The organism is Alloalcanivorax xenomutans, assembly GCF_032810065.1.
Classification (GTDB): Bacteria; Pseudomonadota; Gammaproteobacteria; order Pseudomonadales; family Alcanivoracaceae; genus Alloalcanivorax; species Alloalcanivorax xenomutans.
In genome coordinates, this window is the sequence record NZ_CP136538.1 from 2,144,928 (window position 1) to 2,159,270 (window position 14,343).

Annotated in this window: 13 protein-coding genes; 9 read left to right on the forward strand and 4 right to left on the reverse strand. The window is 59.1% G+C overall.

The genetic code is table 11. The features are described from left to right. Positions 1-6: 6 nt before the first annotated feature. From tssA to tssJ, 4 genes are all read right to left on the reverse strand, one after another. Positions 7-1,056: a type VI secretion system protein TssA gene (gene tssA / locus RYH70_RS09990; protein ID WP_022995896.1), complete on the reverse strand. Its 1,050-nt coding sequence runs from the start codon at positions 1,054-1,056 to the stop codon at positions 7-9. A gap of 31 nt (positions 1,057-1,087) precedes the next feature. Beyond that, complete coding sequence (icmH, locus tag RYH70_RS09995) at positions 1,088-1,879, reverse strand: type IVB secretion system protein IcmH/DotU (RefSeq protein ID WP_022995897.1); 792 nt, start codon at positions 1,877-1,879, stop codon at positions 1,088-1,090. Then, on the reverse strand, positions 1,876-3,204 hold the full coding sequence (tssK, locus tag RYH70_RS10000) for a type VI secretion system baseplate subunit TssK (RefSeq protein WP_022995898.1): 1,329 nt from the start codon (positions 3,202-3,204) through the stop codon (positions 1,876-1,878). The genes icmH and tssK overlap by 4 nt, the downstream gene beginning before the upstream one ends. A 150-nt stretch (positions 3,205-3,354) precedes the next feature. Next, the gene (gene tssJ, locus RYH70_RS10005) at positions 3,355-3,948 is read right to left on the reverse strand and encodes a type VI secretion system lipoprotein TssJ (protein ID WP_244902760.1); all 594 of its coding nucleotides are present in this window, start codon (positions 3,946-3,948) and stop codon (positions 3,355-3,357) included. A 550-nt stretch (positions 3,949-4,498) separates the two neighbouring features. Here tssJ and RYH70_RS10010 point away from each other — a divergent pair. From RYH70_RS10010 to RYH70_RS10050, 9 genes are all read left to right on the forward strand, one after another. Next, positions 4,499-5,062 carry a tetratricopeptide repeat protein gene (locus RYH70_RS10010; RefSeq protein ID WP_022995901.1) on the forward strand — a complete coding sequence of 188 codons (564 nt, stop codon included), beginning with the start codon at positions 4,499-4,501 and terminating at the stop codon, positions 5,060-5,062. A gap of 35 nt (positions 5,063-5,097) precedes the next feature. Beyond that, the gene (gene tssB, locus RYH70_RS10015) at positions 5,098-5,613 is read left to right on the forward strand and encodes a type VI secretion system contractile sheath small subunit (protein ID WP_022995902.1); all 516 of its coding nucleotides are present in this window, start codon (positions 5,098-5,100) and stop codon (positions 5,611-5,613) included. A 5-nt stretch (positions 5,614-5,618) separates the two neighbouring features. Continuing rightward, a complete protein-coding gene (tssC, locus tag RYH70_RS10020; RefSeq protein ID WP_026949327.1) occupies positions 5,619-7,109 on the forward strand; it encodes a type VI secretion system contractile sheath large subunit in 1,491 nt (496 codons plus the stop codon). Between the two features lie 123 nt (positions 7,110-7,232). Beyond that, entirely contained in the window at positions 7,233-7,724 is a 492-nt protein-coding gene (locus RYH70_RS10025; RefSeq protein WP_022995904.1) for an Hcp family type VI secretion system effector, read from the forward strand. A 117-nt stretch (positions 7,725-7,841) separates the two neighbouring features. Then, positions 7,842-8,351: a type VI secretion system baseplate subunit TssE gene (tssE, locus tag RYH70_RS10030; protein WP_014994541.1), complete on the forward strand. Its 510-nt coding sequence runs from the start codon at positions 7,842-7,844 to the stop codon at positions 8,349-8,351. 2 nt (positions 8,352-8,353) lie between these two features. After that, positions 8,354-10,189 (forward strand): type VI secretion system baseplate subunit TssF, encoded by a 1,836-nt coding sequence (gene tssF, locus RYH70_RS10035; protein ID WP_317010138.1) that lies wholly within the window; start codon positions 8,354-8,356, stop codon positions 10,187-10,189. Then, the gene (gene tssG, locus RYH70_RS10040) at positions 10,153-11,247 is read left to right on the forward strand and encodes a type VI secretion system baseplate subunit TssG (protein WP_055100065.1); all 1,095 of its coding nucleotides are present in this window, start codon (positions 10,153-10,155) and stop codon (positions 11,245-11,247) included. The genes tssF and tssG overlap by 37 nt, the downstream gene beginning before the upstream one ends. Positions 11,248-11,286: 39 nt before the next feature. Further along, positions 11,287-13,989: a type VI secretion system ATPase TssH gene (gene tssH, locus RYH70_RS10045; RefSeq protein ID WP_055100064.1), complete on the forward strand. Its 2,703-nt coding sequence runs from the start codon at positions 11,287-11,289 to the stop codon at positions 13,987-13,989. After that, entirely contained in the window at positions 13,986-14,336 is a 351-nt protein-coding gene (locus RYH70_RS10050) for a hypothetical protein (protein WP_022995909.1), read from the forward strand. The genes tssH and RYH70_RS10050 overlap by 4 nt, the downstream gene beginning before the upstream one ends. The last annotated feature ends 7 nt before the right edge of the window (positions 14,337-14,343 follow it).

Genomic DNA, 14,343 nt, shown 5'->3' on the forward strand with positions numbered 1-14,343 from the left:
GCGGGCTCAGGTCATGTCCTGATCCCGCTCCCTCTCCACATCCAGTAATTCCTCCACCTGCGACAGTATGCCGTCGTCCTTGATCACTGTTTTCAGCCATTGATGCAGAGGCATCTCGCCCCAACGGGCGGCGCGTTCGGCCAGGTAAGCTACCGGGCTGTGCGGCTCGGTGCGGCGAAAGAACGCCGCCACGTCCCGCAACTGTTCCAGTGCCTGTTGCCGTGATTGGATGGGACCGCCCTGGCTGGCCGCCGCCGTGGCGGAAATAATCGGAGGATTGGGATCGCCAGCAACGGCTTCGGTGTCGTCGCCGGGAACGTCCACATTGGCATCCCGGGCAAAGCGACGGACAGTCTGATTCAACAGCGTCAGCAGATCCTCGGCCGCGCTGAAGCTGGGGCCATCCACGCCCAAATGCCGGTCCACCGCATCCCGCAATTCGCGTAACGCGGCGCCACAGTCAGGGATTTCCTCGAGCAGGCGCCGGTAGTAATCCGGTGAAGTATCGCGCCGGGCCGCCTGCAACTGATCCTGATCCGGATGATCGCCGGGATCCTGCTCTGTATTTTCCGCTCGGGAAAACACGGTCTCGAAATCGTTGAGCCCGAAGCGTCCCTGGGGCGCATTCACCAGGGGCAGCGTGCGTAGCCATTGCTGCGACTGGGTCAGCAGCCAGACCAGATTACCGACCCTCTCTTCCGCGTCTCCCTGGTCCATCATGGGGTACACGGTGTCCCAATAATGATCACAGAAGTAGGCGATCAGGCGATAGCCGCCGGCCAGACCAGCAAAACCATGCAGCTGGGTATTGGCTTCGGCCAGCCAGGATGCCACTCGTAAATCCTTGGTACGATTCCGCAGCAACTCGCGACACTGTTTGGCCGCACCGGGCCAGTCCGCGTACTTGATATCGGTGACCCATTCCCCTTGATCCAGGGTGGGGTCGTCGGCACGCCTGGCCTCCTGAATGGCATCGAATTCCATGGAAAAAGAAAGATCGTCACCGGCGGGGGCGTCATCTCGAATTGGGCTGATCAGGTCTTGCCAATGGTCCATAACGGGGCATGACTCCGTGGCGTTCGCCGCATCAGGGCAGCGTGATGGTGATGTGCGCGGTGCGCTCTGGCATTTGCACGATGTCCTGGTAAGCCGCCAGACTGGTTTCGGTCTGTTGATTCAAGGTCAGACGCAGACCGAAAAACGCCAGCACCGCGAAGCCGGCGAGGAATATCAGCGGCAACCAAAACGGTACCACCCGGCGGAGGGTATGGCGGACATTATCCGGCGGCGCCCAGTGCGGAGCGAAGCCGCTGCGCTGTCCTTTCAGATAGGCAATCTCATCGCCGAGACGGGCAATCAGATAACCCAGCTTTTCGCTGCCATCAAGCCGGTATTTGCCTTCGAATCCCAACAGCAAGCAATAGTGATAAACCTCCAGCGAGGCCAGTCTGGGCGCACCCTGGGCTCGCAAATCTTCCAGATAATCAAAGAAGTGTTGACCCGCCAGGTGATCGCCAAACAGGCGCAACTGCAACGGATGGCGCTCCCATTCATCGCGAAGGGGGGTGGGTTGCGACAGGATGACTTCGTCCACAGCCGCGCAAAAAGCGTATTTGGCGGCATAGATGTCTTCGGAGGCTATGCCGCTCTTCATCGCGCTGCGTTCCACGCCTTCCAGGAAGTTCTGAATCTCACTGGCGAAAGTATCCGCCTGATTCGGTAGCTGGCCCCGTTTCAGCAGCACCAGTAAATAGAAGCCATCGAACATGAGGTCCAGCAGGCGTCCACCAGCGGCGGTATCCCGTGGCGCGGTACCGGTATCCACCGGCGCGGCGCCGGTAAGGGACGGACGTGCGGAGAGGGAGGGGCCTTCGGTCATGATGTCACCGCGATCAATTCAAGTTTCAGATCCTGGACGCCGGTGGGGACATAGACCATTACCGATTGCCCCTTGAGCATCCGTTCGTACAGCGGGCCACGAGGTTCCAGGGAAAAATAGTAACTGCCGGGACGAACCGGAATGGCGGCGGGAATCTGATTGGCATGGATCAGCTTGACCCCGGGCATGGCGGCCAGAACACATTTTTCCACATCGTCCGGTGCGCCCACCTTGAACCGGACCGGTACCGTTTCCACCAGCTCCTGGCCGGGCATGTCCGCGGCGACGCCAAGATAAAGCGCGGTTTGAGCGTCAATCCGCTGAGAGTCCAGCATGCCACGATGATAAGATGGTTTGATTTCGGCCAGCGGGATGGCGAAGTGACGGGTGGAGATTACGGTGTCGAGCAGATCGCGCACCAGATGGAATAGTGCCGCGAAGGCCTCATCCGGAGCGTCGTGACGGTACTGAGGGAGATCCGCCAGGCCGTGCTGTGTCGAGTAGGTCAACAGATTCCCGGCCAGACGCAGTAACTCTTGATAGAGACGCTCCGGATGAAATCTGGGTTGAGCGAAGAAATGCGACAGTGTGGCATAGGCGGTGTTGGCGGTATGCAACAGCCAGAACGATGCTACATCCGATGAGCGAAACTCGATCAGCCCTTGAGACGCCTGACGTTGCTGATTGCCGAGAGCCTCGGATTTGGCCTGCAAGGCATCCAGCAATCCACGCAACTGACGGGTCAGATATTCCGAGGCGTCCAGATGGAGACACGGTGGCATGAAGGTGTCGTCCAGTTCAAACCCGCCAGTGGAAGTGCGTTTGACCCGCAACAAGGGCACGGTCAGATAGCGGTCGCGCGGAGTGTCATCGGTGAGCAGCCGCACGGACTTTTTCAGATAGGTCAGTTCCGCCTGAGCGGAATCGGTGTACAGATCGCTGGTCCCCATCAGCGTCTGCGTGAACCGGGCGTTGCCGCCGTCGTCATCGCAGTTGCCGCCATGCTCCTTGAGCAGCGGTAATGCCAGATGAATCACGGTGCTGGACACTCCGGCGGGGAGTTCTTCCAGGCGTAAAGGATCGGGCAGGGTGTCCGCATCGGGGGCCTGGTAAATTTCGCCGTCCGGGAATACCAGTGACAGTTCCAGAATACGAACGGCGCCACTTTCAAGAGCGCGCGGGTCCAGGCGGATCTGGCGAATACCCCAGGGGTAGGGGTGCAGGCTTTGCGCGACATGATGAAGGCGCGCTTCGTGGTAAGTGTCCTGGCGTTGAAAGTGCTGTGGGCGAAGGAACAGACCTTCCCCCCAAAGTACCTTCGACATGCGGCTGACATGCGACACAGTATCTTCCCTTGATATCAATCCGGCTCCACGCGGTTAGCGTCGGGCTTCGTCCTTAATTGACTGTCCGCGCAAGACTACCGGCCCCCTTCGGGGGATGCAACGGATAATGGATTCACGCCGGCGAAGGCTTCAGCGCGGCAACGCAGGGCATCTCACGGCCACCAGACTGGCGGGATCACCGGTCGGTGTCCGGATCAGGCCGGTGCCGTCGCTGGTCACCGCGCAGGCATGAAAACCCAGAGTAAGCCCGGACTTGATGACGGGCTTTGCTGTGACATCGAAAGCGAAGCGCCAACGCTCCCTCGCTGGAGAGCGGAACAGCCCCACAACACCGATTGCCTTCGCTTGTTCCGGAACGCGGGCTTCAATCAGATGATGAGCACCGGGCGTCAAGACGACTTCGCTGACGCTGATCAAATCATTGCGCAAGGCCCGAGCTTCGGCGTCATCATCGAGAAAATCCTGCAGCGATGCCTCGTAAAAACGTTGAGTGTCGCGCAAATGATAAATTCGTACCACCAGGGAGTAGGCCTGATAACCGGAGCCGGCATTCAGATTGTCGCCGCCATAGAGGCGAACCGGAATGACGGTTTCCTTTGGGCCACCGGAGCCAAGTAACGCGCAGCCTTGCAGAGATATCAACAGCGCGGCCAGAAGAATATTTTTTGTGAACTGGTTCAAAAAAAAGAAAGAGCGAGGGACTTGGTGGCGCATCGTATCCATACGTAGAAAGTCCTGGTTATATCCTGAAAAAGGCCGTGTTTTGGTGGTGTTCACTTTAGCAGTTTAGTGTCGGCCGGCCCAGTGCATCCATGACTATGGTACGGCGACAAACGACGGTGAAATCCGGCCTCGCTTGACAGGTCGGACATGCCCACTATACTCGGCCCAATTGGCCATGCCGTTGTTTTTCGTCACAAAGCTGACATTCATGCGCGTTAGCATGAATATGCATGAGTGGCTTCGAACGGCGGTAACCACCGATCGAGCGGGGATGCGTATCACGTTTGTGAAGATCGGAAGGCCTTTTGATGAGAGCAGGGATGACACGGAGTACGATGTCCAGGGACTGGATTAATACCTCATTTTTCTTTTCCCCTGAACCCACATCACTCAAGCGCTCCGGCGCTGACTCGCCGTTTTCCTGTCGCTCTTTGATTATGGTTCGTCCGTTTGCCGGTAAAGCAGGCGCGGACGGAAAACATAACCTTAGAAGACATAAGAGATGGTATTGAACAGGGAACGCCTAATACGTCTTGTCACGGTGGCGATCATGCTTGCCACGCTGAGCGCTTGCAGCATGATGTCCGGTCGCAAGTCCGCGGAATATGGTGAGCAGATGGGGCGCGCCGAAGGCGCGTTGAGCAATGACAAGGTGGACGTCGCGCTGGTGTCGTTCGCCAATGCCGCCAAAGCAGACCCCACCCGCAAGGAACCCTGGGTTCGTATCGCCCAGATCCAGTTCGATCGTAATAACTACGCCCACGCCATTGTCGCCGCTGAAGAAGCGCTGCAGCGGGATGCCCGTGATCTGATCGCGGAAGGCATTCTGACTTTGAGCGGTTTGCGCATCGCCAGCCAGTCCTTGCAGCGCCTTGGTGAGCGGGATGCTCTGGGTTCCGAAACCGCGCGCCGCGAAGCGAGGGCGCTGGCGGATACGCTGAAAACCGCCATTGGTGAAGAGCCGGTGGTTGATGACGAGGAGGATAATCGCAGCGCCCGCGCCAGCCGCCCGGCGCCGCGCCCGAAACCCCGTGTCAGCGCGCCCCCCAAACCCAAGACAACGGTCAGCAAACGCAGCGCCAACGATCCGTTCAGTGGTATTGGCGGTGATTGAGTCCCGCCCCGTCGATTCAGCCAGGAGATAGCTCCATGTCCAAGAAGGATAGCACTCAAAAACGTCTTCAGAAGGTACGTCCGCCGCGAGTACAGCTCACCTATGACGTGGAGAAGGGCGATGCCATAGAACAGAAGGAATTGCCCTTTGTCGTTGGTGTACTGGGTGATTTCAGCGGCAATCCGGAAGAGCCGCAGCCTAAGGTCAAGGATCGCAAGTTCGTCAACGTGGATATGGATAATTTCGACGAAGTGATGGAAGGCATGGCGCCACGGGCGGTCTACCGGGTACCGAACAAGCTTACGGAAGAGGGCGGTGAGTTCGGGGTCGAGTTGAAGTTCAAGTCCATGGAAGATTTCCGTCCGGAAGCGGTGGTTGAACAGGTGGAACCACTGCGCCGTCTACTGGAGTCCCGCACCAAGTTGGCGGACCTGCGCAATAAACTGATCGGCAACGAAAAGCTGGAGGACCTGCTTTCCGACGTGCTGAAAAACACCGAGCAACTGAAGGCGCTGCGAGAAGACAGCGGCACCGACGACGATCAGGAGTGATGACCATGGGAAAAGAGGTGGCAAGCACTAACGAGGCGGGAGCGGTAACCGAAACCGAAGGTCTTCTCGACCAGATCGTCGAAGAGAGCCGGGTGGCGAAGTCCGATGAGGAGCATCGCCGGGCCAAGGATATCATCTCCGAACTGGCGAAAGAGGTTATGGAAGGCACCGTGGTGGTGTCCGACAACCTCAACATGACGCTGGATGCCCGTATCGCCGAACTGGATCGCCTGATCTCCGAGCAATTGAGCGCGGTAATGCACGCACCGGAATTTCAGGATCTCGAGAGTACCTGGCGCGGTCTGCACTATCTTTGCGAACATACCTCCACTGGCTCGATGATGAAGATCAAGGCGTTCAACGCCAAGAAACAGGATCTGATTCGCGACTTCAACTCCGCCATCGACTTCGATCAAAGCGCTCTGTTCAAGAAAGTCTATGAAGAGGAATTCGGCACCTTTGGTGGCGCCCCGTTCGGGACCCTGATCGGCGACTACGCCATTGGCCGACAGCCTCAGGATATGTACTTCGTGGAGCAGATGTCCCATGTGGCCGCGGCAGCCCATGCGCCGTTTATTACCGCGGCTTCGGAGGACATGCTGGGATTGGAAAGTTTCACCGATCTGGGCAAACCGCGGGATCTTGCCAAAGTATTCGACACGGTGGAATACGCCAAATGGCGCTCTTTCCGTGACGGAGAAGACAGCCGCTATGTGGGGCTGACGCTGCCGCGCTTTCTTGGCCGTTTGCCCTACAATCCGAAAGACGGCACCACCGTGGAAGGCTTCAATTTCGTGGAAGATGTGGATGGCGCGGATCACAGCAAATACCTGTGGTGTAACACCGCCTATGCCATGGCCACCCGACTGACCGCGGCATTCGAGGACTTTGGTTGGTGTGCGGCCATTCGTGGCGTCGAAGGCGGCGGTCTGGTGGAAGATCTGCCGACCCATACCTTCCGCACCGACGATGGTGAGGTGGCTCTCAAGTGCCCCACCGAAGTGGCGATTACCGATCGCCGTGAGAAGGAATTGAGCGATCTTGGTTTTATTCCTTTGGTGCATTGCAAGAACACGGACTATGCCGCCTTCTTCGGCGCTCAGTCAGCGCAGAAGCCGAAGAAGTACAATACCGACGCCGCCAATGCCAACGCCATTCTTTCCGCGCAGCTCCAATATATGTTCGCGGTATCCCGCATCGCCCACTATCTCAAGGCGATGATGAGAGAGAAGATCGGCAGCTTCGCCTCCGCCGGCAATGTGGAAGAATTTCTTAACCGCTGGATTTCCCAGTACGTGCTCCTTGACGACAACGCCACTCAGGAAGCCAAAGCCCAGTACCCGCTGCGCGAAGCATCCATCCAGGTCTCGGAAGTGCCCGGCAAGCCGGGCTCCTACAGGGCAGTCGCGTTCATCAGGCCGCATTTCCAACTTGATGAACTGTCTGTATCGCTGCGGCTGGTGGCGGAGCTCCCGGCTTCCGCCAAAAAGTCATAGCGATTTCACGGGGTCCGGCGTGGCGGGGTGCCGTTGCCGGACCGATTAATGAGTTGCCAAAGAAGGGGCAACGGAAATGGGCGGCATGGCGTCGTCTAGACCGCATGAAGGAAGGAACTTGACATGCAACATGCATTTTTAAACATCGATTCCATTAAAGGCGAATCCAATGATGATAAGCATCCAGGATGGATCGAGATTCAATCGTTTTCGCAGGACATCCTGCAACCGCGTGCTCCCACCGCGTCCAGCTCTGGTGGCCAAACCGCGGAGCGGGTGAGCTTCGGCCCGATCGAAGTGGTCAAATCCATCGACCTGTCCAGCACCGTGCTGTGCCAGGCTTGTGCCAACGGGACCACTTTTGCCAAGGCCGAGATCGATTTCATGCGTGCCGACAAGGACGGCAACGCCATCAACTACTACAAGGTCGAGCTCAAGAATGTCCTTGTACACCGGGTGACCACCACCATCGGTGAAGATGGCTTGCCCCAGGAAGTGGTACTGCTCAGCTTTGCCGCCATCCGCTGGACCTATAACCAGCAGAAACCGGAAGGCGGAATTGGTGGTAAGACCATGGGCCAGTGGAACCTCAACAAAAACGCTCCTCAATTCTGATGGGCGGTGGTGGCGTCCGGCCGGGCGCCACCGCACTTTTGGCCGCACCGAACCAGGGAGTGGGCGGTGAGACTGGCGCAATCCCGATAATGTCATGCAGTCAGGGCGAATAAGGGGATGAGCGTGAAACGATGGGATAAGGGACTGGAACCCAGCCTGCTCGACAAATTGTTTGATGACGCGCCGAAACAGCCGGGCGACCAGAATATCTTTAAAGCGTCTTCGTTGGGACAGTACAAGGAAACCGTGGCGAGAGACCTGGAAGGTCTGCTCAATAGCCGCATGGCGTTATCGGAAACCCTGTTCGATGCCTTTCCGCAATGCCGGAAATCCCTGATGGTTTATGGGTTGCGAGACTTTTCCGCCATGAGTTTGGTCAACGCCTATGACCGCGCGCTGATCTGCCGCTCTCTGGAGGACGCGATTTCCCGTCACGAGCCCCGGTTGCACGATGTCACCGTTACCCTGGATGAAGGCAATGCACCTGGTGGCGGACTCCACTTTACCATTCACGCCTTGCTGGATATCCGTCCCGCGCGGGAGCCTGTCAGCTTCGATGCGATGTTGCAGCCCTCGACGCTGCAGTACTCGGTGAGCGGATTCCGTCGTAACGCCAGAGTGTCCTGAACATGCGTGATCTGCTTCCTTATTACGAACGGGAACTCGGCTTTCTGCGCCGGTATGGCAAGGAGTTCGCCGAGCGTTATCCCAAGATTGCCAGCCGTCTGCTGCTGTCGGCGGACGTCAGTGAAGACCCCCATGTGGAACGGCTGATCGAGTCGTTCGCATTATTGAGCGCGCGTATTTCAAAAAAGCTGGATGACGACTTCCCGGAATTCACCGATGCGCTGCTTGAAGTTCTGTATCCTCATTACCTGCGTCCATTCCCATCGTGCTCGATTGCCCGGTTTGATGTAGGGAATGCTCTGTCGACACTCAGCGAGCCACTACGCATTCCGCGCGGCACGGCGTTGCGTTCGCGGCCGGTACGAGGGGTAAATTGCCGCTTTCGCACCGCTTATGATGTCACGCTGGTGCCGATTGTTCTCACCGAGGCCTCCTACCGCCCGGTAATGCGGGCCCCCATGGCGATGGGTGGCGTTGGCGCGGGGCAGGGGCAACTTTCTCTACGATTCGAGCTGGCCTCCACGCAATTGTCGTTCGCCACTCTTGGCGTTGATACCCTGAGACTGTTCACCGACGGCGAGCCTTCCTTCTGTGCCGCCCTTCGCGACGCGCTTGCCTATGGCATAGGCGCCACTTACGTGGAAGCGGATGACAGCGGGCGGTGGCTCGCGGTGGATCAGACACCGATACGGCAGGTTGGATTCGACGACGAGGAATCGTTGATTGATTATCCGAGCCGCTCTCACCCGGCGTATCGTCTGCTGACTGAACTGTTTGCCTTTCCGGAAAAATTCGGTTTCTTCGACCTTGATATAAAAACATTGTCGTCCACGGCATCCGGTAGCTTCACCGTCCATTTCGCGTTGAATGCGCCACACACCGACGGTGAGCAGCAGCAGTTACTTGAAGGCCTCGGCAAGGACAATGTGCTTTTGGGATGTTCACCGGTGGTGAATCTTTTCCGGCAACGGGGTGAGCCGATCCACGTGCATGAACGCCAGGCCAGCTATCCGGTGGTGGCCGACGCCCGTAATGCCTTTGCTCACGAGATTTACTCCATCGACACGGTAAAGCGGGTGCGGCAGACGCCGTTGGGCGAGGATATCCAGACATTCCGCCCGTTCTATTCCCTGCACCATGGCGAGGATGCCGGTGGTGAGGGGCTTTACTGGACCGCCAGACGGGATGAGGAACTGGCCGAGCAGAGTCCCGGCTACGAAACCGAAATCACCTTCGTCGATCTGCGTTTCAACCCGACCGTGCCCAAGACGGATGTGGTGGGGCTGGACCTGACCTGCACCAACCGGGATCTGCCCAGCCACCTGGCCTACGGCGTCAGCGGTGGTGATCTGACCATGGAAACCGACACTTCGGTGAAAAGCATCACCATGTTGCGCAAGCCCTCGCGCCCGCGCCGTTTCATCGGCGGCAGAAACGCGCATTGGCGGTTGATCTCCCATTTATCCCTCAATCATCTTTCGATCGCTGGCAGCGGCCTGCCAGCGTTGAAAGAGATGCTGTCACTTTACGATCTGTCCTCGGCGGCGGTGGCTCGGCGCCAGATTGAAGGGCTGGTCGAAGTGCAGCACCGCCCGGTTACCAGCTGGTTACCGGGCCGGCCTTTCGCGGCGGTGGCAAGAGGCGTGGAAATCAATCTCACCATCGACGAGAGCAGTTTCGTCGGCACCGGGCTGTCGGCTTTCGTGGCTGCCCTGGACCGTTTCTTTGGCCTTTATGTCCATGCCAACAGCTTCACCCAGTTGAATATCCTTTCCCGCCAAAGCAATGAGGTACTGATTCAATGCCCTCCCCGAAGCGGCGAATCGACGCTGGTATAGCCCAGCAGTTGCTCAGTGAGCCTCACCGTTTTGGTTTTTTCCAGTCGGTGCGGATCATCGAGCAGCTGTTCAAGCGCCAAACGTGCAGTGCCGATGACGACGCGGTGGCCCGGCATATGCGCTTTGGCAGCAGCCTGTCTCTGGGCTTTCCGGCCAGTGAACTGGAGAAGCTGGAGGCTTGGTCGGAGGAGGGGGAGCGACTGGATCGGCCCGGGGCGGTGGATTACACCCTGACCATGGAAAAACTGGGCAAAGTCCAGATGACGCCAAGTTTCATGGGCCTGCTTGGCGTCAAGGGCGCCTTGCCCTGGCATTATGGTGAATGGCTGCATGAGCGGGAGATCTTTCAGCGAGACCGGGCCGCCCGCGCCTTTCTTGATATTTTTACCAACCGGGCGGTGGCGCTGCATTACGGGGCCTGGAAGAAGTACCGGCTGGCGATTCAGTATGAGCTGGATCAGCGAGAGCGCTTCTTGCCATTACTATTGTCGCTGGCCGGCGTGGGCGTACCCGGGCTGCGAGACCGGTTGAATGAGGCTCCGGGCGCGATTCCGGATCAGGCGGTGGCCTTCCATGCCGCCACGGTGGGGCAACGGCCGGTGGCAGCGGTGCAGATGCAGCGTTTGCTGACCGATTACTTCCAGGTGCCGGTCAAAGTAGAGCAGTTCGTTGGCGCCTGGTATGAGATTCCCGAGCAACAGCGTACCTGTCTGGGCGCAAGTAACGCCCGGCTGGGTGTCAGCGCCGTGGCCGGCGAGCGGGTCTGGCAACGGGATCTCAGGATGCGTTTGGTGGTAGGGCCGCTGGAGAAGGGAAGCTTTGATGCTTTCCTGCCCGGAGGCGAAGCCGCCCAGGCCTTGGAAAAATGGTTGACCATGCTGACCGGTGCCAGCCTCGAGTATGAAGTTCGCCTGGTGCTTAAAGCGGAAGAAATTAACGGATGCCTGCTGGGGGATCCGGAGCGGGGCGGGCGTCTTGGCTGGGACGGGTTCCTGTCCACACGCCAGGATGCCGGCATCCGCACGGATACGACTTACGGTATCCATACACTTCAATGAAGGACGCAACGATGACCGGCAAGGAGCGTAAGCCGCGCCATGAGCATTAACCTGAAAACACTGATCAGCAAACTCAACGACCGCTGCCGGCAGGCGGCGGAGAGAGCCGCCAGCCTGTGCATGGCCGCAGGGCACTATGAAGTCGACCTGGAACACCTGTTCGTGGCGTTGCTGGAGCAGCCTCGGAGCGATCTGGTTCTGGTGGCACGCCGTAGCGGCATAGCGCCGGATGCACTGGAACGAGACCTTCGCGTTGAAATGGAAAGACTCAAAACCGGTAATCAGCGCACCCCGGTGTTCTCTCCGCATCTGCCGACACTGTTCGAACATGCCTGGCTGCTGGCCTCGCTGGATTCCGGCACCACCCGTATCCGCAGCGGGCATCTATTGCTGGCGTTGTTGACGGAACCGGATCTGTCCCGCTTGGCGCAGCGCAGCTCCGCGTTATTTACCCGATTTGATCTTGAGCAGCTGAAGCACGACTTCGACAAAATGACGGAAGGGTCGGAGGAAGGGCATCGTGATGCACCTCTGACGGAAGACGCGCCCAGTGAGGAAGGAGAGGACAAAGCGCTTGGCAAGACGCCGGCTCTGGATCAGTTCACCCAGAATCTCACCGACCGGGCTCGGGAAGGCGCTATTGATCCGGTTATCGGCCGTGATGGTGAGATCCGCCAGTTGGTGGACATTCTAATGCGCCGGCGTCAGAACAACCCGATCCTCACCGGTGAGGCCGGGGTGGGTAAGACGGCGGTGGTGGAAGGGCTGGCACTGCGCATCGCCGCCGACGATGTGCCGGAACCCTTGAAAGGCGTGGCGCTGCATGTGCTTGATATGGGCTTGTTGCAAGCCGGCGCCAGCGTCAAAGGCGAGTTCGAGAACCGGCTCAAGACGGTGATTGACGAGGTCAAGAAAAGCGCCCACCCGATCATCCTGTTCATCGATGAAGCCCATACCCTGATCGGTGCCGGCGGTCAGGCTGGCCAGAACGACGCCGCCAATCTGCTGAAGCCGGCACTGGCCCGCGGCGAGCTGCGTACCATCGCCGCCACCACCTGGAGCGAGTACAAGCGTTACTTCGAAAAAGACGCGGCGCTGGCCCGGCGCTTCCAGGTCGTGAAGGTAGACGAGCCCAGCGAGGCTCTGGCCGCGGCCATGCTGCGTGCCATGGTGCCGCTGATGGAGCAGCATTTTGGCGTGCGCATCCTCGACGAAGCCGTTACCGAGGCGGTGAGATTGTCGCACCGCTACATCAGCGGGCGGCAACTGCCGGATAAGGCGGTATCGGTGTTGGATACCGCCTGCGCCAAGGTGGCGCTTGGGCAGGGCGCCACCCCCGCCGCTATCGAGGACGCCGACAAGCATTTGCAGCGCCTGGAGCAGGAAATCGCGGCTCTGTCACGGGACGAACAGGCCGGGGCCTCCCATGGAGACCGCCTGGCGGATCTGCAAAGCGAGCGGGCGGAGACGCAGGACCGTATCGCTACCCTGAGGGAGCGCCTCGACCAGGAAGTGGCATTGGTACAGAGCATCCAGCGGCTACGGGACGGCCGGGAAGAAACGGCGGTCCCCGGCCAGGCCGATTCTGGCCACAGCATCCCGGAGCTGTTGTCCCGGCTGCGGGAAGTACAAGGTGACGCGCCCATGGTACCTCTGCAAGCCGACGGCTCGGTGGTGGCGGAGATCGTTTCTAACTGGACGGGTATCCCGCTGGGCCGCATGGTCAAGGATGAGATTGCGACGATTTCCAATCTGTCCGCCCTGTTGGCGGAGCGCGTTACCGGGCAACAACATGCGCTGGACGCCATCGCACAGCGAGTGCGTACCGCCACCGCCCGTTTGGAGGATCCGAACAAGCCCAGAGGTGTGTTTCTGTTCGTGGGCCCCTCCGGCGTGGGTAAAACCGAAACCGCGCTGGCATTGGCCGACATCCTCTACGGCGGCGAGCGCAAGCTGATCACCATCAATATGAGCGAGTACCAGGAAGCGCATACGGTTTCCGGCCTGAAAGGCTCGCCGCCCGGGTATGTAGGGTATGGCGAAGGCGGGGTGCTCACAGAAGCAGTGCGCCGCAATCCCTATAGTGTGGTGTTGCTGGACGAAGTGGAAAAAGCGCATCCGGATGTGCTGGAAATGTTCTTCCAGGTTTTCGACAAAGGGGTGATGGATGATGCCGAAGGGCGCGAAATCGATTTTCGCAACACCCTGATCATCCTCACTTCCAACGTGGGCTCCTCGCAAATCATGCAATCCTGTCTGAACCAGGAAGCTGACTCACTACCGGACCCGGACGCGCTCCATGATTTGCTGCGTCCAGTGCTCTACAAGGCTTTTAAACCCGCCTTTCTGGGGCGGCTCAAAGTAGTGCCGTACTATCCGATCAGCGATGACGTTCTGGCGCGTATCATCAAGATGAAACTGAACCGCATCGCACGGCGGGTAGCGGAGAACCATGGCGCCTTGTTCGAATGGGACGACGCCTTGGTTGAATCGGTGCTGGCCCGGTGCACCGAGGTGGACAGCGGTGCCCGCAATGTGGATCACATTCTCAACGGCACGCTTTTGCCGGAAATTGCCGAGTCCGTCCTCGCCGCCATGGCCGAGGGCGCTAAAATAGCCGGTATCCGGGTGACCGCGGATGATAACGGTGATTTTCAATACACGGTAACGCCGGAAGGGGTGCCGTCAACCGGAGCCGAGTCTCCACAAATCTTGTCCTTTCATCACAGGAGTGAATCATGAGCGTCTACGGAGTGGATCAGGAAAAAGCCATCACCAACTGCGACGCGGGCCCGAGCATCGGCCGGAAGAGACCGTTGGATGAGGTGCGCCGCTGGCATCGCGTGGCCCCGGGGCATGTGGTCGAGTTACTGGTGGAATCCCCCATCGAACAGCGCCATCAGGCGCGTCAGCTGCTCGGCATGATGGAGCATATGCCGTGGCGGATTCAGGCGCCGGCACAGGCTCAGGATCGGGCCGGGCGTCTGGTCAGCAACGTAAGACTGATCGTGTTGACGATCGCCGGCCGCAATCACCAGCTCCATTGTTCCGAGTCGCCTTCGCTTCAGTTGGAGCGGATCTCCGCGTAGCCGGGCG